Source organism: Candidimonas nitroreducens (assembly GCF_002209565.1).
Lineage (GTDB): Bacteria > Pseudomonadota > Gammaproteobacteria > Burkholderiales > Burkholderiaceae_B > Candidimonas > Candidimonas nitroreducens.
In genome coordinates this window covers 78,299-97,945 of sequence record NZ_NJIH01000015.1, presented here as the reverse complement: position 1 = coordinate 97,945, position 19,647 = coordinate 78,299, and the positions used below count along the sequence as shown (strand labels likewise).

Sequence of the window (19,647 nt, the reverse complement as noted above, 5' to 3'; positions counted from 1 at the left end):
CCTTGTAGACGCGCGGACAGCGCGAAAGGCAGCGAGAGGGCAACGCGCCGGACGGCCGGAGCTCAGCGGCGTGCCGGGCGCCGCCCCAGCAGCCCGCTGGGAACTTCCTTGAGCTTCTGCAAAATCATATTCGAGCGTATGTCTTTGACGCCGCGGGTGCGGTGCAGCCTGTTGACGATGAAATCCGTATAGTTCTTCAGGCTGGCCGCCTGCACGCGCAGTATGTAATTGCTTTCGCCGGTGACCACGTAGATGGCGCAGACTTCGGGCCATTGGCCGACCTCGGCCACGAAGCGGTCATGCCAGCCGTCCTCGTCCTCGCGCATCGAGACCTGTACGAAAGCCTCGATCTCGACGCCCAGTCTTTCGGTGTCCAGGCGCGCCTGATAGCCCAGGATGATGCCGCTGGCCTCCAGGGCCTTGAGGCGGCGCAGGCAGGCAGAAGGCGACAGCGCCACCTTGTCGGCCAGATCCTGGTTGCTGATGCGGCCGTTCTCTTGCAGGCAGGCCAGAATGCGTAGATTGATCGCGTCCAGTTCCATTTTCGACTTTTCTTGCGCGCGATGCGCCTGGATAGGCATTTTATTGAGCCCAAGGCTTGCGCGCGGCATCATTTTGCATGCTCATGCACCGTCTTCTTCTATACCATATTCCTGATTCCGGGCGGCGCGACACGCCGCCCTTTTCCCCGAACAAGGAGACCCGACATGACCCCAGGCCCGCAAGAAGGCGCCGGATGGCACGACGCCAGCATGGATTTTTCCAAGGATATGAGCTACGGCGACTATCTGGCGCTGGATCAGCTGCTGGACGCCCAGCACCCTCTGTCGCCCGAACACAATGAAATGCTGTTCATCATCCAGCACCAGACCACCGAACTCTGGATGAAGCTCATGCTGCACGAGCTGCGCGCCGCACGCGCCCACATCGACGCCGAACAGCTCGGCCCCACATTCAAGATGCTGACCCGGGTCTCGCGCATCATGGATCAACTGGTACAGGCCTGGACGGTACTGGCCACCATGACCCCGCCCGAATATACGGCCATGCGCCCCTACTTGGGCCATTCCTCGGGCTTCCAGTCCTTTCAATATCGGGAAATCGAATTCATACTGGGCAACAAGAACGCCGCCCTGCTGCGCCCGCATGCCCATAATCCGGCGCGCCTGGCCGAGGTTCAGCGTGCGCTGGAAACCCCCTCGTTGTACGAAGGCGCCATCCGCCTGCTGGCGCGCCGCGGGCTGCACATAGACCCGGCCCGGCTGGCGCGCCCCGTAACCGAACGCACCGAATACGATGCCTCGGTCGAAGCGGCTTGGCTCGAGGTATATCGCGACCCCAGCGGCCATTGGGAACTCTACGAGCTTGGAGAAAAACTCGTCGACATCGAAGACTCATTCCGGCAATGGCGCTTCCGCCACGTGACCACGGTCGAGCGCATCATAGGCTTCAAGCGCGGCACCGGCGGCACCGACGGGGTTTCGTACCTGCGCAAGATGCTGGATGTGGTGCTGTTTCCCGAGCTATGGCGGCTGCGCACCGTGCTGTGAAAAGCAGCCCGCCCCCGGAGCCCCGCAACGCGAAGCCCCAGAGGCGGCCTTACCTTATCCTAATTCCCCAGGACGATATGCGCCTTGGTCACGACGTCCTGCCATTTCGCCGTGTCCTTGCGGTAGAACTGCAGGAAGTCCTGGGCCGAACCCGAACCGGGCAGCATGCCGGCGGCATCCACGGCCTTGCGGAATTCGGGGCCGCGGAATATGTCCTGCAAGATGGCGTTGAGCTTGTGGATCGACGCCTCGGGGGTTCCCTTCGAAACTGCGACGCCGAACCACTGGGACGCGTCATAGCTCTTGAAGCCGAGCTGCTCCATGGTGGGCACATCGGGCAGGCTGCTCACGCGGTAGCTGGTGGTGACGGCATATGCCTTGAGCGCGCCCGAACGGATGTGCGGCAGCAGCGGGGCCGAGCCCAATATGGCCAGCGGGATCTGGCCGCCGATCACGTCGTTCAGCGCCTGGCTGCCCCCTTTATAGGGCACATGCTGTATATGCACGTGCGCCATCAGGTTCAGCAGTTCTCCGGCCAGATGCTGGCTGGTGCCCGTGCCCGAAGAAGCAAAGCTCCAGCGCTCGGGATGACGGCGTGCATCGTCGAGAACCGCCTGCAGCGTCGGCAGCGCCTTGCGCGCACCGGCGACAATTACCATCGGCCCCTGGGCCATCAGGCCGACGGACAATAGCTGCTTGCCGACCTCCGGCTCGGGCTTGCCGAACAGGATCGGGCCGGGCACGGTTATCAACGTGCCGGCGGGCCCGCGCGCCACGTAGTTCAGGGCAATGACTCCGGAAGCGCCGGGGCGGTTTTCCACCACGACCGACAGGCCGGTGCGCTGCCCCAGCTGGCGCGCAGCGATACGGGTGAGTATGTCGGCGGTGCCACCGGGGGCAAAGCCCACCACCCAATTTATCTGACTGGCAGGCCAATCCAGGCTCTGCGCGCCGTCGGCCCTGGCGGTACAAGCCAGGCATAGCCCCACGGCCAGCACAATGCCGCGCCACAGGCCGCTCCAATTCGAAATATTCATTTTTTCCTCCGCCTCTTGGTTTCTCAAGCCGCGTCCATGTCGGGTTCTCCGGGCGGCGTGTTCGGATGGCGCGCGCAGCTGGCGTTGAATGCCTGCACCATCTTCAGTATCGGCCCCAGCACCCAGGTGTTGAAAACCAGCACATCGGTTTCCTCTTTCGGATCGCGGGTCAGGTTGAACAGGTATGGGGATTCCAGCTTGCCCTTGCCCTCGTTGACCTCGGGCTCCCAATAGAAATGCAGCTTCCAGTCGCGCCACTTGACCGCGCGCAGCTCGTTCTTGATGTAGAACAGAAAGCCCTCGCGCGCCGATTTTTCCTGCTGCCCGGTGAAAAACGCCAGCTGGTCGACGCCGTCTATCGGCCTGTCCTGCGGCAACTCGGCGCCGGCCACGGCGGCCAGCGTCGCGTACAAATCGGTGACGTGCACGACCTCGTTGCTGTTGCGGCCCGCGGGCACCCGGCCCGGCCAGCGCATGATGAAAGGCACGCGCAGGCTGCCCTCCATGGCCGTATGGTAGGTGCCGCGCCAGGGCCCCGCCGTGCCGCGGTACGGCGCCCGGAATTCGGGGCCGTTGTCGCTGCAGAAAATCAGCAGCGTGTCCTGGCGCACGCCCAGCTGGTCGATGGCCGCGCAGATCTGGCCGACGCGGTGATCCATTTCCGCCATCGAATCGGCGAAGTCGCCCGCCCCGGTGCGGCCGGCAAAGTCCTTGTGCGGCAGCGTGGGGAAATGCAGGTGCGTCAGGGGCAGGTATAGGAAGAACGGCTGGCCTGCTTCGTGGCGGTCGCGCATGAAGGCCAGGGAATGCCCGACCAGCTCTTCGTCTATGGTGCGGCGCGTGTCCAGGTCGTAGACCTTGACCTTCTCTGAGGGGCTGCCCTTGACGCCGCGCATGATGTAAGGAATGTCGGCCACCGACGGGTCGTAGCCCAGGGTGGAAGTGAACTGGCTCTCGTCGGTGGTGCGGGGTATGCCGTACCATTGGTCGAAGCCGCGATCGCTGGGATAGCGCCCCGGAATGTCGCCCAAATGCCACTTGCCGAAGTGCGCCGTGGCATAGCCCCGCGCCGACAGCAGCTGCGCCAGCGTTATCTCGCTGCGCTTGAGCCCCTGCGGCAGGCCAGGCGGCACCGATTGCAGACAGCCGGTGCGTATTGGGTGCCGCCCGCTCATCAGCGCGGAACGCGTGGGCACGCAATCGCTTTCCACATTGAAGTTGTGCAGCAGCAGGCCCTCGCCGGCCAGCTTGTCGATATTCGGGGTGGCGGCGCCGCGCAAGGCGCCGCCACCGTAACAGCCCAGCTCGCCCCAACCCAGATTGTCGGCAACGATCAGAACGATATTCGGGGTCTTGGCTTCTTGCATGGGCTATCCGGACAGTGCGCGATCGCCGCGCGACAGGCCATTCTAGGTTCCGGATCCAAGGTATAACATTCCCATATCCACCCCATCCCATGAATTTATATTATGAATCTCTCATTCAAGGATCTGGAATACTTCCTGGCTGTGATCGACCATCGCGGTGTGGGGCGGGCCGCCGCGGCCCTGGGCGTGACGCAGCCCACCTTGTCCAAGGCCATCCGCAGGGTGGAGGAGGAATCGGGGCTGGTGTTGTTCGACCGCAGTACGCGCCGCATGGCGCTCAGCGCCACCGGCCAGGTATTTCTGGAGCATGCGCGCAAGCTGCAAGCGGACTATGCCGACGCCATGCGGCATGCCGCCGAGCTGGGCGCCGGCCGCACGGGACTGCTGCGGGTCGGCGCCACCGGGGCCACCATGACGCAATTCGTGCTGCCCACCCTGGCCCAGTTGCTGCCGCGCCGTCCCGCCCTGCGGGTGCACCTCTCGGTTGAATTGTCCGACCGCCTGTTGACTGCGCTGGCCGAGGGCGCCATCGACCTGGCAGTGGCTCCGACCTATGTCAACCCCGACCCGGCGCTGGCCCAGATCCCCTTGCGCCACGACCAATTGCGCATCGTTGCCCGGGAACAGCATCCACTGCGCTACCGCCGCCGGCTGGGCCTGGCCGATCTGTGCGACCAATTGTGGATACTGCCCCACCACGACTCGATGGCGCGCAGAAAGCTCGACGCCTTGTTCACCCATGCCAACCTGCGCCCGCCACAGGCGGCACTAGAGGTGGATTTCTCTTCCACGGCCGGGCTGGAACTGGTGCGGGACACCGATATGCTGACCATCGTGTCGGAATCTTATATACGCCGCTCGCGATTTGCCGGCATCGCAGCGCTGAGCCTGGGCCAGAAGGCCGAGCTGCCGCTGCAGCTTTCGCTGCTGACGCGCCACGAGGCGATCTGGTCGCCGCTGATGCACGAATTCAGGGACGCGCTGCGAACCCGCGCGGAGCACCCCTAGGACTCCATTCTCCAGCCTCCGCCAGGGTGCGGGCACACACGCGTCACAGTCGATCCGATTTGCCTTGGCCACGGCTGGCGCTACGGCGTTATTCAAAGCAGCTCGGCTTCCCAGCGCCCTTCACGCACACATCGCTCCATCAGCTCTTCCACCAGCGCCCGCACGCATTCCGTCGCGGCAGAAACCGGAAAGAGCATGGACGTTCCAATGCTCGCCGTGCGGGTCGGCTTCACGTCACGCAGGGCTGCCGTGTCTATGGAGCCGCTGCGCATTCGTTCGTCGAGCGAGCAGGCCGGCAAAATCGCGCAGCCCAGGCCGGCCTGCACCGCATTGATCAGCAGCGCGGGCGCATTCACTTCCGCCACCATATTCGGCACCAGCCCGTGTTCATTCCAGACGCGCTCAATGGTTTCGCGGATGCCATTGGGGCGGCTCAAGAGCAGCAAGGGCAATTGCGCGGCGGCAGCCAACGTCAGAGAACGCCTGCCCGACAACACCCCCCGCGCCCCGACGATCTTCAGCGGTTCGCGCACTTTAGGCTTGAGCCGCAGCCCCGCCTGGCCGCCATCGGCGAAAACCACCGCGATGTCGAGCTTGCCCTGGCCCAGCATCTGGGCCAGTACCGAGCTGGGCCCTTCCATGATCTCCAGCCGCACGTCGGGATATTGCTCGCGGACGGCTTGCAAGAGCGCAAGCCCCAGAACAGATGTGATCGTCCAGGGCAAGCCAATGGCTACGGGGCCGCTCACACCTCCTTCGGCCTGGGCCGCCACCGCTTGCGTTGCCTCGACCTGTTTCAAAATAGCCTGCGCATGCCGGAAGACGGCAAGACCCGCTTCCGTGGGTGTCATACCGCGTACGCTGCGGGCAAGCAGCTTGACGCCCAATTCTTCTTCCAACTGGGCCAGCCGCTTGGAAAGCGCCGGCTGCGCCACATGCAGCGAGCGCGAGGCGCGTGAGACGCTGCCGGCTTCAACGATGCGCACGAAATAATGAAGTTGTCGCAGATCCATATCGTAGAGATATACCTCTAGCCGCAAACTGTATTTTACAGCATACCCACAGGCCTCTAGACTGCGGCTTCATCACCAGGAGGCAAATACATGAGCGGCAAGATCAGAGTCGAACGCACTGGCTGTGTGGCAACTGTCGTGATCGACAACCCCGCCAAGCGCAATGCCATGGATCAGGCCATGTGGACGGCCATGGGCGATGCGCTGCTGGCTCTGGAACAAGAGGACGACGTGCGCTGCGTCGTGCTGCGCGGTGAAGGCGCCGAGGCCTTTGGCAGCGGCGCCGACATCTCCGAGTTTTCCCGGCTGCGCTCGACCAAGGCGCAGGCCATCGCCTTTGGGCGCCACGGCCACCGGGCCATGCATGCCATTCAGAGCAGCCGCAAGCCCACGGTTGCCGCCATTCGCGGAATGTGCGTCGGCGGAGGGCTGGAGTTGGCGATCGGCTGCGACATCCGGCTGGCAAGCGACGATGCGAAATTCGGGGTACCGATCGCACGCCTTGGCGGCGTGCTGGCCTACCCGGAGCTGGAAGGCCTGGTTCGCGTCGCCGGCCCCCAGGTTGCCCTGGAACTCCTGCTCGAAGGCCGCCTAATCGGAGCCGCGGAAGCGCTGGCCAAAGGTGTGATCAGCCGCGCAGTGCCTCGCGCCGAGTTCGAGAGCGAGCTTGAACGCACGGTTCAGCGCATCGTTTCCGGCGCTCCTCTTGCGGCGCGCTGGCACAAGAAATTCGTTCGCCGCCTTCTGGATGCGACCCCCTTGTCCGACGCCGAACTGGCCGAGGGCTATGACTGCTTCGACACCGAGGACTTCGCCGAAGGCTGGCACGCGTTCCTCGAAAAACGCACTCCGTCATTCCAAGGAAAGTGATGCACATGCAAAGAGATCCGAAACGCAAGGGCCCGCTCGCCGGCCTGCGTGTAGTTGAAATCGCCCACGTGATGGCCGGCCCCGTCGGTGGGCTGCTGCTTGCCGATATGGGCGCCGATGTCGTCAAGGTCGAGCGGCTGCCGGGCGGCGACGATACGCGCCGCACGACGCCGCCTTCGATCGAAGGCGAATCCGCTTCCTTCATGATCCTCAATCGCAACAAACGCGGGATCGCCGTCGACTTGAAAAGCACCGCAGGCCTCGATCTAGTACGCCGCATGATCGACCAGGCCGACGTGGTTCTGGAAAATTACCGGCCCGGCACCATGGAAAAGCTGGGCTTGCCATACTCGAAGCTGCGAGAGACCAATCCGGGCCTGGTGTATTGCAAGATCACGGGCTTCGGGCTGACTGGGCCTTATGCCCAACGCGCCGGCTATGACCTGATATCCCAAGGCATGTCCGGACTAATGGGCCTGACGGGCGAAGGGCCGGGCCGGCCTCCCGTAAAAATCGGCGTTCCAATCGGCGACGTGAGCGCGGGCATCCTGGCGGCAACCGGCATTCTCGCGGCCTACATCGAGCGGCTGCGCACCGGCGAAGGCCAGTACGTGGACACCTCCTTGCTGGAAGCCTCACTCGTACATACATACTGGCCCGTGGCGCTGACCCTTGCCACCGGGGAATCCGCCGGCCCGATGGGATCCGCGCACCCGGTAGCGGCGCCGTACCAGGCCTTCCCTACCCGCGACGGCTGGCTGAACATAGGCGCCATAAGCCAGGCCACCTGGACAGGGACGGCCAAGGTGCTCGGCCTGGAATGGATGATCGACGACCCGCGCTTCGCGACCAATGGCGCGCGCATGAACAACCGGGCCGAGCTAGTGGAAAAAATGTCGCAGGTGCTGCGCACCCGCTCCACCGACGACTGGAGCGCAGCCTTCGAGCGTGCCGGCGTTCCCGCCGGCCCGGTAAGGAACATGAAGCAGGTGCTGGACGACCCGCAGACCCGGGCGCGCGACATGGTGATCAGTGTCGACCACCCAGTCGCCGGAGAGATCGAGGCGCTGGGCCTGCCGATCAAATTTTCGCGCGGCAGCGGCGTGACCCGCCGGGGCGCGCCCGTCTATGGCCAACACACCGCCGCAGTCATGTGCGAGCTGGGATACAGCCAGCAGGAAATCGAGCGCATGGCCGCCGCCGGCATAGTACACACGGCCGCTGAAGTAGCGGCCTGATCTTTATTATTCCTACACTGAGGAGACAAGCGCATGACCCTTAAGACCATTACTCGCCGCGGCTTGATTGCCGCGGCGATCGGCCTCGGCACGCTGGCCGCAACCGGCAGCCTGCGGGCGCAAGAAGCCTACCCCGACAAGCCGGTACGCATTGTGGTTCCTTCATCGCCCGGCGGCAGTGCCGATGCGATAGCCCGCCTGATGGCCGAGCGGCTCAGCCGCGCCCTGGGCCAGCAGTTCATTATCGAAAACAGGGGTGGCGGCGGCGGCAACATCGCCACCGACATAGTGGCCAAGTCCGCGCCCGACGGATACACGCTGCTGCTGACCGGCAACAACCATACTATAAACGTCTCGCTTTTCCCCCACTCTCCGTACAAGCTGGAAGACTTCACGCCCGTCATAGAACTCACGCGCGGCCCGTCCGTATTCGTTGCGGCGACGAATGCTCCCTTCCGCGACCTGAAGAGCCTGATCGCCCAGGCCAAGGCATCGCCGAATACCATTCCGTTCGGCAGCCCCGGCATTGGGCTGCCTTCGCACATCGCCTTCGAACTGTTCGAGTACGAAAGCAAGATCCGTATGGTGCACGTGCCATACAAAGGATCCGGGCCATCGCTGGCAGATGCCATGGGCGGGCATATCCCCGTGGTGTCGTCCACGCTGGCGGCGGCCATGCCGCACATCCAGGCGGGAAGGCTCATCGCGCTGGCCGTCACGTCTCCCAAACGCTGGCCGAGCCTGCCGGACACGCCAACTGCGGCCGAAGTATTGAAGAACGGCTACAGCCACCTGACGTGGCTGGGCATCCTGGCCCCCAAAGGCACGCCTGCTGCCGTGGTCAAACGCCTGAATGAAGAGATGAACAAGGCGTTGAAAGATCCGGAGCTGAGCCTGAGACTCGAGAACCTGGGCACGGCTCCCGTCGGAGGCTCCGCGGCCGCCATGGGCAGGATGATTCAGGAAGAATATATATCTGGCAAGGCGCTGATCAAGGCCGCGAAACTCAAGGCGGAATAACGGCCCGCCACGCGTCTGCGGCCTGTCGAGCCGGAGACACCCGCCACCTCGAGCCCGGAATCAGGGATTCTGTCGAGGCTCCTGCCCCGGCCCGGCCGGCTCGCCCTCCAGCGCCTTGACGCGGGCTTCCAGCGCGTCGATACGCGCCAGCGCCTTTTGCAGCAGGCCCGCCTGCACGTCGAACTCCTCGCGGGTGATGAGATCGAGACGCGCGAACGTCTGTGCCATCATGGCCTTCACGTTGCGCTCGATATCGGCCGCCGGGCTGCGGGCGATCAGATCGGACATGTTTTTCTGGAAATCTTCGAACCAGTCTGGGCGGATGGTCATGGTGGGCTCCCGATACATAAGCCTAACGGCAATAATGCCAGTGTAATAAAAATCAGGGCCGGGACAAGCCCGGCCCTGCTGGGAGCCGCAACAGGCTCGCGAGCCCTAGGTAAAACTCAGGGGAGATAGGCCCGAGCCGGGCTGCGCAGCGGAAAAACCGGCACACCGCCCCGGCGCCTGCGCAACCCTATCCGCTCAGGCCTTCCTCAGGCTTGCGAGCCTGGCCAAGCCTCAATTCCCCGGCCCGGACGGCGGCGGGGTCTGCCCATTGCCGACGGAGTCCTGGATCTTGCGGTCGGCACTAGCCGCGCCCCGCTTGATCGCATCGCCCACCTGCCCGGCCTTCTCGACCGCACCGTCCTTGATTTCGCCGGCCTTGTCGGCAATCTTGTTGCCGAGATCCTTGGCCTTGTCAGTGGCGCTTTCGTCTGCCGCGCCGTTGGACGGCGGCGGTACCGGTTGCGACTCGCCCGGAGCCGGCGCGGGAGCCGGTGCCCCGGGTGCGGCAGGAGCCGGGGCGCCCGGAGCGGCCGGGGCTTCGGCGGGCGGCGCCGTCGTATCGGGCGCGCCCTTGTCGTCGCTCTTGGAGCATGCGGCCAACAGGCTCAGGCAGGCTCCGGCGGCCAAGATGGCCAGATGCATACGGTTTGATTTCATCGCGTAGTTCCTCTCTTGTTGAAAATTCCGGTCAGGCCGGCGCCCATGCAGGCTCGCGGCCCGAAGCAGTCTTGTCTTACAAGCGGCTTAATTCGATTCTATGCAGCCACGGCTACACACCCAATACCTCGATGTAATTCATGATTTCAAGAGAAATCGGCCGCGGGCCGCAATGCGGCGCACAGGCCCCGCCACGCCCCGTTCTTCGGCATCTCCGGCCGTATCGCCGCAAACACACCACGAAACAAAAGCGCCGCGACACCAAGTTCTTGTTACCTTTTAAATGGCTTTTTGTGGGCATATATGCAACGCCGGCACGCGCGCAAAGACGCGATTTCATCAGTGCGCACGCCCCAGGCACGAAACGAGTGGCGCATTTCCTGAACCACCTTGGTGCGCCGGGGCGTGGCGCACGCACCGGAATCGGGCATAGCGCCGCGCCACACAGGCCCCGGCGCCCCCGGCCTTGAGGCTCTCTTACTCGCCATAAAAATCAGGCACGGCTTTTGCTCTGCTTGTGATCGACCTCATCTTTTTTCAGGGAACCCAAGATGAAACTGATCACCGCCATCATCAAACCCTTCAAGCTCGACGAAGTCCGCGCCGCCCTGTCGGAGCTGGGCATACAGGGCATGACCGTGACCGAGGTCAAGGGCTTCGGCCGCCAGAAGGGCCACACCGAGCTTTACCGCGGCGCCGAGTACACCGTCGACTTCCTGCCCAAGCTGCGCCTGGAAATGGCGGTGGCCGAAGACATGGTCGAGCGCGCGATCGAAAACCTGTGCGCCGCCGCCCACACCGGCAAGATCGGCGACGGCAAAGTCTTCATCACCCCGATAGAACAAGCGATACGCATCCGCACCGGTGAATCGGGCGAGCAGGCGCTCTGACCCTTGGACTGCGATTCGACATTCGACTACAGGAGCAACACATGGACAAAGCGGATATGGTGTGGGTCAGCGTTTCGACGCTGCTCGTACTGCTCATGGTGACCCCCGGGCTGGCGCTGTTCTACGGCGGGCTGGTGCGCAGCAAGAACGTGCTGTCGATTCTGGTGCAGGTACTGACGGTATTCTGTATCGCCCTCGTGCTGTGGTTCATTTACGGCTACAGTCTGGCATTCACGCAAGGCGGCTCGGTGATCGGCGGTTTTTCCCGCGTGTTCTTCAGCGGCATGCTGGATCTGGGCGCGCAGAAGTTTTCCACGAGCGGCAGCATTCCGGAACTCACCTTCGCCTCGTTCCAGGCAACCTTCGCGGGCATCACTTGCGCGCTGCTGATCGGCGGCTTTGCCGAACGCATACGCTATTCGGCAGTGCTGGTGTTCACCGTGATCTGGATGACCCTGGCCTATGTGCCGATCGCGCACATGGTCTGGGCGCCCGACGGCTGGCTGTTCAAGAGCGGCGCGCTAGACTTCGCCGGCGGCACCGTGGTGCACATCAATGCCGGTATCGCCGGCCTGGTCGGCGCCTACTTCCTGGGTGACCGCATCGGCTACCGCAAGGAATCGATGCAGCCCCACAACCTGCCCATGGCCATGATGGGCGCCTGCCTGCTGTGGGTCGGCTGGTTCGGCTTCAATGCGGGCTCGGCGCTGGCTGCCAACCAGACCGCGGCGCTGGCCTTCTTCAACACCCTGCTGGCCACGGCGGCCGCCGTGCTGGCGTGGACGGGAGTCGAATGGCTGTACAAGGGCAAGCCCTCGCTGCTGGGAGGGATCTCGGGCATGGTCGCCGGGCTGGTAGGGATCACGCCGGCCGCGGGCCTGGTCGGCCCCGGCGGCGCGCTGGCCATCGGCCTGCTGACGGGGGCGGTCTGCGTCTGGGGCGTCAATGGCCTGAAGCGCATGCTGGGCGCCGACGACACACTGGACGTGTTCGGCATCCATGGCCTGGGCGGCATCGTCGGCGCCATGCTTACCGGCCTGTTCAATGCCCAGCCGCTGGGCGGCCCCGGGCTGAAGACCATGGCCGAAGTCCCGCACCAGCTCTGGGTGCAGTTCGAAGGCGTGGCGTGCACCATAGTCTGGTCGGGCATCGTGGCGCTGATCGGCTACTACGTCGCCGGCAAGCTTTGCGGCGGCCTGCGCGTGGCGCCGGACGTGGAGCGCGAAGGGCTGGATATCCAGGCCCACGGCGAGTCGGCCTACCATCGCTAGCGGCATCGGCACCGCCGGCCCCATGCGGGCCGGTGTTTCCCGGGCCGGCTCCGCAGGGGGCCGGCCTTGTCGTATTCCGGCAAGCCCGTGCCTGCGCGCGACGGCACGGCGACGCGCACCGGCAACACGCGCCGGGCAGCGCCTGCAAACGTGGAGTTTGTGGGTATCAGGCAGCCAACGCGGCCAGGTCTATGGGTTCGGCCCGGTTCAGCGCCGAAGCCACCTTGACGCGCAAGGCATTGGTATGGGCCAGCCGGACTTCCTTCTTGACATCCAGCAACTGCTGCGGATGCATGGAGAATTCTTTCAGGCCGAGCCCCAGCAGCATGCGCGTGACACGCGCGTCGCCGGCCATTTCGCCGCATACCGACACGGGCTTGCCGGCGCGCTCGCCGGCATTGATGGTGTTGGCGATCAGGCGCAGCACCGCGGGATGCAAGGGGTCGTACAGGTCGGCCACGTCGTTATCGCCGCGGTCTATCGCCAGGGTGTACTGGATCAGGTCATTGGTGCCGATGGACAGGAAGTCGAGATCGGCCACGAAGGGCTCGATGGCAATGGCAATGGCCGGGATCTCGACCATGGCACCCAGCTCGATCTTGTCGCTGTACGTCTGGCCGCGGGCATCGAGCTCGGCGCGCGCCGCGGCGATCGCCTGGCGCGTGGCCAGCACCTCGTGCATGTGCGAGATCATGGGAATCAGGATGCGCACCGGCCCGTGCTGCGAAGCGCGCAGCAGAGCCCTGAGCTGCGTGGAAAACAGCTCAGGGTTGGCCAGGCAATAGCGTATGGCGCGCAGGCCCAGCGCCGGATTGGTGGCCACAGTGACCTCGCCGTCCAGCGTCTTGTCGGCGCCCAGATCGAGCGTGCGGATGGTGACCGGCCGGCCCTGCATGGTGCGCACCACCGAGGCATAGGCCTGGTACTGCTCTTCTTCGCCAGGCAGGTCGGGACGGCCCATGAACAGGAATTCGCTGCGGAACAGGCCGATGCCGTCGGCACCGGCCGACATGGCAACGGCCGCCTCTTCGGGCAATTCTATATTGGCCTCGAGGCGGATGGAAATGCCGTCCAGCGTGATCGCCTGCGCATCGCGCAGCACCGTCAGGGCGGCGCGCTCATCGGCGTAGGCCTGCTGGCGCCTATGGTATTCGTCCAGCACCTTCGCCGAGGGGTTGATGAGCACCGCGCCGGTGGAACCATCGGCGATCAGCATGTCGCCGTCGCGCACCAGCGAGCGCACGTGGCCCAGGCCGACCACCGCCGGCACATTCATGCTGCGCGCCACGATGGCAGTGTGCGAGGTCGGCCCGCCCAGGTCGGTCAGGAATGCGCCGAAACGCGCGCCGCGCAGGCGCAGCATGTCGGCGGGGGAAATGTCGCGCGCCACCACGATCAGGGATTCGTCGGCATGGTCGCCGTCCAGCAGCGGCAGCAGCGCCGTGGAGCCAGACAGCATACGCAGCACCCGCTCGATGACCTGGCGCACGTCGGCGCCGCGCTCACGCAGGTATTCGTCTTCCATGGCGGCGAACTGCTCGCCCAGGATCTGCCCTTGCGTGGCCAGCGCCCATTCGGCGTTGTACTGGCGTTCGGCGATCAGGTCGCAGGTCTGCTGCTGCAGCATGGGGTCGGCCAGCAGCATGCCATGCACGGTGAGCAGCGCCGCCAGTTCGCGCGGCGCATCGGCCGGCAGGCCGCTGGCCATATTGTGCAGTTCTTCGGCGGCCGCCGCCACGGCAGTCTGCAGGCGCTGGCACTCGGCCTGCACGTCTTCCGGCTGGATGCGGTAGTGCGCCACTTCCAGCGTGGCGGCGCCCATGACCACCGCACGGCCGATGGCAAAGCCCTTGACCACGCCCTGGCCCTGCATGCAGACCATGGAACCGTGATCGATGCTGGATGCCGAAGTCGCTGGAATCATGGGTGAAGTCTGTTTGTGGCAGCGCCCGACGGCGCCTGCGATGTTTTATGCGTAGCCTATTCGTGTTCGCCGAATTTATTGTCGAACAACAAACGGATGTCCTGCAATGCCTGGTCGGCCTCGGCGCCCTCGGCGTCGACCTTGACGGTAACCCCCTGGCCCGCCGCCAGCATCATAACGCCCATGATGCTCTTGGCGTTGACGCGCTGGGCGCCGCGCGCGATGAAAATATCGGCCTTGAATCTGCTGGCCAGCTGCGTCAGCTTCGCCGCAGCTCGTGCATGCAGGCCCAGTTTGTTGCTTATTACTATGTCTATGGTCGGCATAAGGTTCAAGAGTCGGAAAAAGGCGTGACGGCGAGGGTTTCAGGTACAGGCATCATCGACAGTATCGGCGGGGCCGGTGTCGACGATGCCCTTCAAAGCCCCCTGGCGCGCCAGCTGGCTGAGCTGCTCGGGCATTTTCTGCTTTTCGGTCAAGGCTTTCAATACCATGCACAGGTTCGTGCCGGTCAGCAACCGGCTCTGGCCGCCCTGCTGGGCCTCATGAGCCAGGGCGCGCTTGGCGATATTGAAGGGCGTTGCCCCGTATATATCACAAAGAATCAAGGTTTCTTCCCCCGCACTGCGCGCCCGCGCCAGCATGCCTGCCAGGCGCGGCACGAGTTCGTCGGGATTATCGTCGGGGTGCACATCGAACACCTGCAGCGCGGGCGGGCTGCCCAGCACGTGGCGGGCGCATTCCGCAAACGCGGTGGCCAGGGGCGCATGCATCACCAGCACGATACTAGCCATCGGCTCAGCCCTCCGCGGCGCGCTCCAGCGCCTGGGCAAAGCGGGCCGCCACGTCGAAGTCGGTCTGCTCGGTGATCTCCACGAAACAGGTCGGGCTGGTAACGTTGACTTCCGTCAGGTAATCGCCGATGACATCCAGGCCGATCAGCAGCAGGCCGCGCTCGGCGAGCTTCGGCCCCAGGGCCGCGGCGATCTCGCGGTCGCGCGCCGTCAAAGGGCGCGCCACGCCGCGCCCGCCGGCGGCCAGGTTGCCGCGGGTCTCGCCGGCCAACGGGATGCGCGCCAACGCATAGGGCACCGGCTCGCCGCCGATGATGAGAATGCGCTTGTCACCCTCGACGATCTCGGGAATATAGCGCTGCGCCATGATGGTGCGCGTGCCATTGGCCGTGAGCGTCTCTAGGATGGAACCCAGGTTGGCCTCGGGCTGGCGCAGGCGAAAGATACCCGTGCCGCCCATTCCGTCCAGGGGTTTGACGATGACGTCCTGGTGCTGCGCATGAAAGGCGCGCAGCCGCGCCATGTCGGAAGTAACCAGCGTGGGCGAGGTAAAGCCCGCGAATTCAGTAATGGCGAGCTTCTCGGGATGGTTGCGTATCGCGGCGCCTGAATTGAATATGCGCGCGCCCTGCGCCCGCGCATAGTCGAACAAGTGCGTGGCGTACACGTACTCCATGTCGAACGGCGGGTCTTTGCGCATGACCACGGCGTCGAACGCGGACAAGACCGCATCGGCCGCCTCGCCGTGTTCGCGCCACCACGCATGGCCGTGCAGGTCGGCGTCTTCGGGCAAGGAAATACGGGTGCCGCGCACCTTGACCACGCCCTCGTCGATGTACAGGTCGCGCATCAGGGCTACGCTGAGCTCGTGGCCGCGAGCCTGCAGCGCCCGCATCATGGCAACGGAGGAATCCTTGTAAGCCTTCAGCAAAGGCAAGGGGTCGATCACGAACAACACATGCATGGGGCACCTGTGCGTGGCCGCCGCAAGGCGGCCGGTATGGAAGACAACTTAGGCGGCGGAATCCTGCTTGCTGGGCGCCTTCTTGCGCGGCGCCAGCACCATCACCATCTGCCGGCCCTCGAGCTTGGGCATCGCTTCCACCAGGCAGATCTCGGCCAGGTCGTCGCGCACCCGTTCCAGTACCCGCATGCCCAGTTCCTGGTGCGCCATTTCGCGGCCGCGGAAACGCAGCGTGACCTTGGCCTTGTCGCCCTCTTCGATGAAGCGGCGCAGGTTGCGCAGCTTCACCTGGTAGTCGCCCTCGTCGGTGCCGGGGCGGAACTTGACTTCCTTGACCTGGATGATCTTCTGCTTGGCGCGCGCTTCTTGCTGGCGCTTTTGTTCTTGGTATTTGAACTTGCCGTAGTCCATCAGGCGGCAGACGGGAGGGTCGGCGTTGGGCGCGATTTCAACGAGATCCACGTCGTGCTGTTCAGATAAACGGAGCGCGTCCGGGGTTTTTGTTATGCCCAGCTGCTCGCCGTCTACACCAATGAGCCGCACCTCAGGAACGCGGATTTCCCCATTGATGCGATGAGCTTTGTCGGTAGCGATGTCTAAGACTCCTTAGAGTTGTTGAGGATCAGGCCTGTGCGGCCTGGCCGGCGTCGCGCCGGCTGTCGATGTCCTGCTGCAGGCGGCTGGCGAAATCGGCCAGGGACATGACCCCCAGGTCGGCGCCGCCGCGGCCGCGCACCGCCACCTTGGCGGTTTCGCGCTCTTTGTCGCCTACAACGAGAATGTACGGTACTTTTTGCATACTATGTTCACGAATTTTACGGGTGATTTTTTCACCGCGCAAATCGGAACTGGCTCTAAACCCTTGTTTTTTCAGGGTTACAGCAACTTCTTCGGCATACTGTGCGGAAGGTTCGGAAATACAGCAGACCACCGCGTGCTCGGGCGCCAGCCAGGGCGGCATGGCGCCGGCATGGTTTTCGATCAACATGCCGATGAAACGCTCGAGCGAGCCCAGGATGGCACGATGCAGCATCACCGGGGTGCGGCGCTGGTCGTCGGCGTCCACATATTCGGATCCCAGGCGCGCCGGCATGGAAAAGTCTACCTGGATGGTGCCGCACTGCCATTGGCGCCCGATCGCGTCCTTCAGCGTGTATTCGATCTTCGGCCCGTAGAAGGCGCCCTCGCCCGGCGAGACCTCGAAGTCGCAGTGGGTGCGCGTCAGGCTTTCCATGAGGGCGCGCTCGGCCTTGTCCCAGACTTCGTCGGCGCCGATACGCTTGTCGGGGCGCGTGGCCACCTTATAGAGAATGTCGGTGAAGCCGAAATCCGCATAGACCTTCTGCAGCAGGGCCGTGAACGCGGCACATTCGTCCTGCAGCTGGTCTTCGGTGCAGAAGATGTGACCGTCGTCTTGGGTAAAGCCGCGCACCCGCATCAGGCCGTGCAGCGAGCCCGAGGGCTCGTTGCGGTGGCATTGGCCGAATTCGCCGTAGCGTATCGGCAGTTCGCGGTACGAATGCAGGCCGGCGTTGAAGATCTGCACGTGGCCCGGGCAATTCATGGGCTTCAGGCCGTAGACGCGGTTCTCGGACTCCGTCGTGAACATGTTCTCGGCGTAGTTGTCCCAATGGCCGGTTTTCTTCCACAGCGACAGGTCGAGGATCTGCGGCGCCTTCACTTCCTGGTAGCCGTTGTCCTGGTAGACCTTGCGCATGTACTGCTCGACCTGCTGCCAGATCGTCCAGCCCTTGGGGTGCCAGAAAATCAGGCCCGGGGCCTCGTCCTGGAAGTGGAACAGGTCGAGTTCGCGCCCCAGCTTGCGGTGATCGCGCTTCTCGGCCTCTTCGAGCATGGTCAGATAGGCGGCCTGCTCTTCCTTGGTGGCCCAGGCGGTGCCGTAGATGCGCTGCAGCATCTCGTTCTTGCTGTCGCCGCGCCAATAGGCGCCGGCCACCTTCATGAGCTTGAACACCTTGAGCCGGCCCGTGGACGGCACGTGCGGGCCGCGGCACAAATCGATGAAGTCGCCTTCCCGATACAGGCTGATGGGCTCGTTGGACGGGATCGAGGCAATGATCTCGGCCTTGTAGTCCTCGCCTATGCCCTTGAAGAACTTGACTGCGTCGTCGCGCAGCCATTCCTCGCGCGTGACCGTCTCGTCTTTCTTGGCGAGTTCGGCCATCTTCTTTTCAATGGCCTGCAGATCTTCGGGCGTGAACGGGCGCTTGTAGGAAAAATCGTAATAGAAGCCGTTTTCGATGACCGGGCCGATCGTGACCTGGGCGTCGGGAAACAGCGACTTGACCGCGTAGGCCAGCAGGTGCGCCGTGGAATGGCGGATCAGATCCAGGCCTTCTTTGTCTTTGGCCGTAACGATCGCCAGGCCGGCGTCCTGGTCGATGACGAAACTGGTGTCCACCAGCCGCGGCTGCGCGTCCGGCATCGTCACCCTGCCCGCCAGCGCCGCGCGTCCCAGCCCGGTGCCTATGGACTGGGCAACCTCGCTGACGGAGACGGGGCCGGGGAACTCGCGCTGCGAGCCATCGGGCAGGGTAATGTGAACCATAAATTAATCCTGATGAAACGAAAAAAACCCCCGAACCGCCCGTTGCGGCGGCCGACAGCAAAAACGCGGCACCGGCCGCGTCATGTGGATGTCTAAGGTACGAAGGACAGACGAAAACGCGGCGATCTCAGGGATTCCAGCAAGTAGTTCGCAACGCGGTCGATGTCATGTCGTTCAGGTACGGAAAATTGGAAACAGGGAATTACCAAAGAGTGTAACACCCTCCGGAAGCATTCCGGCCTTGGAACCGGCCAAATCCGCGCTGGAGCCGGCTTTTCGGCGCCAGCTGTTGCATAAAACGCAGTAAACGGTAGCCCGCGCAGAGCGATCAAGGCACGGTGATCCTCCCAGATCCAGCCGGAGCGCGCCATGGGCCGGCCTGCTCAGCGCCAGAGCTGGTACAGGTACTTGCGCCGGAAGCGCTCGATGCGGTGCAGAACGCCCTGGACGGGCGCCGGCCAGCGGCCGTCGAGCGCCGAGCCGAACTTGCCCAGCTTGGTGCCCTGCTCTACGACAGTGGGCTCGAGCCACAGCATGCGTATGCCCAGCTCCGTGTCCATGCGGTCGAACTCATTGTCTATGGCCGCGCGCATCTTGTTGCGGGCGATCCAGTCCAACCGCAGCTGCGCCGCCTCGGCGCCGATGATGTACGAATCCGTAAAACGCCCCTTGGTCGCCGGGTACAGCGACTGCCCCGGCCGGCGCTGACTGCGCGGCGTATACCAATTGCCGCCGCAGCCGATGAAGCTGACCGTGGGCACATGGGCGTAGTCGCGCTGCAGCTCGCGCAGCGCCGCCTCTACGCCCCGGCGAAAACCCGGCAACAGCACGGCGTCGTCTTCCAGCACCAGGCAATGCCGCCAGCCGCGCGCCACGATGCGCTGCATGATGGCCACATGCTTGAGCCCGCAAGACTTGTGCCCCTTGCTCAGCCGGCTGCCGGCCTCGGGCAGGTAATAAAGACTGTCGAGTTCCGGGCCGATTTCCTCGGCGTCATACTCCAGCACCAGCTCGCCGCGCAGGCCGAAACGCGCCAGCTCGCCCTCGATATGGGCGCGCCTGTCGGTAAAGGCCTTGACGTTGACCACCAGGATGCCGTCCAGGCCCCAGGCCGCCGTCGCTACGGGAATTTGCGCGTAATCCAA

General features: G+C 64.2%; 20 protein-coding genes. 7 read left to right on the top strand and 13 right to left on the bottom strand.

Annotation, left to right across the window (positions count from 1 at the left end):
• Positions 1-62 precede the first annotated feature (62 nt).
• The gene (locus CEY11_RS22550) at positions 63-542 is read right to left on the bottom strand and encodes an Lrp/AsnC family transcriptional regulator (RefSeq protein WP_088605713.1); all 480 of its coding nucleotides are present in this window, start codon (positions 540-542) and stop codon (positions 63-65) included.
• A 165-nt stretch (positions 543-707) separates the two neighbouring features.
• Between CEY11_RS22550 and kynA the strand changes: the two genes are divergently transcribed.
• Entirely contained in the window at positions 708-1,550 is an 843-nt protein-coding gene (gene kynA, locus CEY11_RS22545; protein ID WP_088605675.1) for a tryptophan 2,3-dioxygenase, read from the top strand.
• Positions 1,551-1,609: 59 nt separating this feature from the next.
• On the opposite strand, the gene CEY11_RS22540 is transcribed toward kynA, so the two are convergent.
• Positions 1,610-2,587 (bottom strand): Bug family tripartite tricarboxylate transporter substrate binding protein, encoded by a 978-nt coding sequence (locus CEY11_RS22540; RefSeq protein ID WP_088605674.1) that lies wholly within the window; start codon positions 2,585-2,587, stop codon positions 1,610-1,612.
• Between the two features lie 23 nt (positions 2,588-2,610).
• Entirely contained in the window at positions 2,611-3,954 is a 1,344-nt protein-coding gene (locus CEY11_RS22535) for an arylsulfatase (RefSeq protein WP_088605673.1), read from the bottom strand.
• Between the two features lie 102 nt (positions 3,955-4,056).
• Here CEY11_RS22535 and CEY11_RS22530 point away from each other — a divergent pair, with 102 nt between their 5' ends.
• The gene (locus CEY11_RS22530; RefSeq protein ID WP_088605672.1) at positions 4,057-4,962 is read left to right on the top strand and encodes a LysR family transcriptional regulator; all 906 of its coding nucleotides are present in this window, start codon (positions 4,057-4,059) and stop codon (positions 4,960-4,962) included.
• Positions 4,963-5,054: 92 nt separating this feature from the next.
• Here CEY11_RS22530 and CEY11_RS22525 read toward each other — a convergent pair whose 3' ends face one another.
• A complete protein-coding gene (locus tag CEY11_RS22525; RefSeq protein ID WP_088605671.1) occupies positions 5,055-5,975 on the bottom strand; it encodes a LysR substrate-binding domain-containing protein in 921 nt (306 codons plus the stop codon).
• Between the two features lie 90 nt (positions 5,976-6,065).
• Here CEY11_RS22525 and CEY11_RS22520 point away from each other — a divergent pair, with 90 nt between their 5' ends.
• The 3 genes from CEY11_RS22520 to CEY11_RS22510 are packed head-to-tail and all read left to right on the top strand — an operon-like array spanning position 6,066 to position 9,103.
• Complete coding sequence (locus tag CEY11_RS22520; RefSeq protein WP_088605670.1) at positions 6,066-6,845, top strand: enoyl-CoA hydratase/isomerase family protein; 780 nt, start codon at positions 6,066-6,068, stop codon at positions 6,843-6,845.
• Between the two features lie 5 nt (positions 6,846-6,850).
• Entirely contained in the window at positions 6,851-8,083 is a 1,233-nt protein-coding gene (locus CEY11_RS22515) for a CaiB/BaiF CoA transferase family protein (protein WP_088605712.1), read from the top strand.
• A gap of 33 nt (positions 8,084-8,116) precedes the next feature.
• Positions 8,117-9,103, top strand: a complete 987-nt coding sequence (locus CEY11_RS22510) for a tripartite tricarboxylate transporter substrate binding protein (protein ID WP_088605669.1) — start codon at positions 8,117-8,119, stop codon at positions 9,101-9,103.
• Positions 9,104-9,163: 60 nt separating this feature from the next.
• On the opposite strand, the gene CEY11_RS22505 is transcribed toward CEY11_RS22510, so the two are convergent.
• Both CEY11_RS22505 and CEY11_RS22500 read right to left on the bottom strand, forming a co-directional pair.
• Positions 9,164-9,433: an accessory factor UbiK family protein gene (locus CEY11_RS22505; protein WP_088605711.1), complete on the bottom strand. Its 270-nt coding sequence runs from the start codon at positions 9,431-9,433 to the stop codon at positions 9,164-9,166.
• 231 nt (positions 9,434-9,664) lie between these two features.
• Positions 9,665-10,090, bottom strand: a complete 426-nt coding sequence (locus CEY11_RS22500) for a hypothetical protein (RefSeq protein WP_088605668.1) — start codon at positions 10,088-10,090, stop codon at positions 9,665-9,667.
• Between the two features lie 551 nt (positions 10,091-10,641).
• Here CEY11_RS22500 and CEY11_RS22495 point away from each other — a divergent pair.
• Complete coding sequence (locus CEY11_RS22495) at positions 10,642-10,980, top strand: P-II family nitrogen regulator (protein WP_088605667.1); 339 nt, start codon at positions 10,642-10,644, stop codon at positions 10,978-10,980.
• 41 nt (positions 10,981-11,021) lie between these two features.
• Complete coding sequence (locus tag CEY11_RS22490) at positions 11,022-12,251, top strand: ammonium transporter (protein ID WP_088605666.1); 1,230 nt, start codon at positions 11,022-11,024, stop codon at positions 12,249-12,251.
• Positions 12,252-12,417: 166 nt separating this feature from the next.
• Here CEY11_RS22490 and ptsP read toward each other — a convergent pair whose 3' ends face one another.
• The 7 genes from ptsP to CEY11_RS22455 form a co-directional block, all read right to left on the bottom strand.
• Positions 12,418-14,109 (bottom strand): phosphoenolpyruvate--protein phosphotransferase, encoded by a 1,692-nt coding sequence (ptsP, locus tag CEY11_RS22485; protein ID WP_088605710.1) that lies wholly within the window; start codon positions 14,107-14,109, stop codon positions 12,418-12,420.
• Between the two features lie 122 nt (positions 14,110-14,231).
• On the bottom strand, positions 14,232-14,501 hold the full coding sequence (locus CEY11_RS22480; RefSeq protein WP_088605665.1) for an HPr family phosphocarrier protein: 270 nt from the start codon (positions 14,499-14,501) through the stop codon (positions 14,232-14,234).
• A 39-nt stretch (positions 14,502-14,540) separates the two neighbouring features.
• Complete coding sequence (locus tag CEY11_RS22475) at positions 14,541-14,969, bottom strand: PTS sugar transporter subunit IIA (protein WP_088605664.1); 429 nt, start codon at positions 14,967-14,969, stop codon at positions 14,541-14,543.
• A 4-nt stretch (positions 14,970-14,973) separates the two neighbouring features.
• Complete coding sequence (gene gshB / locus CEY11_RS22470; protein WP_088605663.1) at positions 14,974-15,933, bottom strand: glutathione synthase; 960 nt, start codon at positions 15,931-15,933, stop codon at positions 14,974-14,976.
• A 48-nt stretch (positions 15,934-15,981) separates the two neighbouring features.
• Positions 15,982-16,527 (bottom strand): translation initiation factor IF-3, encoded by a 546-nt coding sequence (gene infC, locus CEY11_RS22465; protein WP_088605662.1) that lies wholly within the window; start codon positions 16,525-16,527, stop codon positions 15,982-15,984.
• Between the two features lie 28 nt (positions 16,528-16,555).
• Positions 16,556-18,502 (bottom strand): threonine--tRNA ligase, encoded by a 1,947-nt coding sequence (thrS, locus tag CEY11_RS22460; RefSeq protein WP_088605661.1) that lies wholly within the window; start codon positions 18,500-18,502, stop codon positions 16,556-16,558.
• A 383-nt stretch (positions 18,503-18,885) separates the two neighbouring features.
• Positions 18,886-19,647 (bottom strand): glycosyltransferase family 25 protein, encoded by a 762-nt coding sequence (locus tag CEY11_RS22455; protein ID WP_198958968.1) that lies wholly within the window; start codon positions 19,645-19,647, stop codon positions 18,886-18,888.

Coding starts and splice junctions, on each gene's coding strand:
- thrS (WP_088605661.1), bottom strand. CDS start 18,502: ATGGTTCACATTACCCTGCCCGATGGCTCGCAGCGCGAGTTCCCCGGC.
- CEY11_RS22530 (WP_088605672.1), top strand. CDS start 4,057: ATGAATCTCTCATTCAAGGATCTGGAATACTTCCTGGCTGTGATCGAC.
- CEY11_RS22535 (WP_088605673.1), bottom strand. CDS start 3,954: ATGCAAGAAGCCAAGACCCCGAATATCGTTCTGATCGTTGCCGACAAT.
- CEY11_RS22505 (WP_088605711.1), bottom strand. CDS start 9,433: ATGACCATCCGCCCAGACTGGTTCGAAGATTTCCAGAAAAACATGTCC.
- CEY11_RS22480 (WP_088605665.1), bottom strand. CDS start 14,501: ATGCCGACCATAGACATAGTAATAAGCAACAAACTGGGCCTGCATGCA.
- CEY11_RS22475 (WP_088605664.1), bottom strand. CDS start 14,969: ATGGCTAGTATCGTGCTGGTGATGCATGCGCCCCTGGCCACCGCGTTT.
- kynA (WP_088605675.1), top strand. CDS start 708: ATGACCCCAGGCCCGCAAGAAGGCGCCGGATGGCACGACGCCAGCATG.
- CEY11_RS22500 (WP_088605668.1), bottom strand. CDS start 10,090: ATGAAATCAAACCGTATGCATCTGGCCATCTTGGCCGCCGGAGCCTGC.
- CEY11_RS22550 (WP_088605713.1), bottom strand. CDS start 542: ATGGAACTGGACGCGATCAATCTACGCATTCTGGCCTGCCTGCAAGAG.
- CEY11_RS22490 (WP_088605666.1), top strand. CDS start 11,022: ATGGACAAAGCGGATATGGTGTGGGTCAGCGTTTCGACGCTGCTCGTA.
- CEY11_RS22540 (WP_088605674.1), bottom strand. CDS start 2,587: ATGAATATTTCGAATTGGAGCGGCCTGTGGCGCGGCATTGTGCTGGCC.
- gshB (WP_088605663.1), bottom strand. CDS start 15,933: ATGCATGTGTTGTTCGTGATCGACCCCTTGCCTTTGCTGAAGGCTTAC.
- CEY11_RS22515 (WP_088605712.1), top strand. CDS start 6,851: ATGCAAAGAGATCCGAAACGCAAGGGCCCGCTCGCCGGCCTGCGTGTA.
- CEY11_RS22495 (WP_088605667.1), top strand. CDS start 10,642: ATGAAACTGATCACCGCCATCATCAAACCCTTCAAGCTCGACGAAGTC.
- CEY11_RS22510 (WP_088605669.1), top strand. CDS start 8,117: ATGACCCTTAAGACCATTACTCGCCGCGGCTTGATTGCCGCGGCGATC.
- CEY11_RS22525 (WP_088605671.1), bottom strand. CDS start 5,975: ATGGATCTGCGACAACTTCATTATTTCGTGCGCATCGTTGAAGCCGGC.
- CEY11_RS22520 (WP_088605670.1), top strand. CDS start 6,066: ATGAGCGGCAAGATCAGAGTCGAACGCACTGGCTGTGTGGCAACTGTC.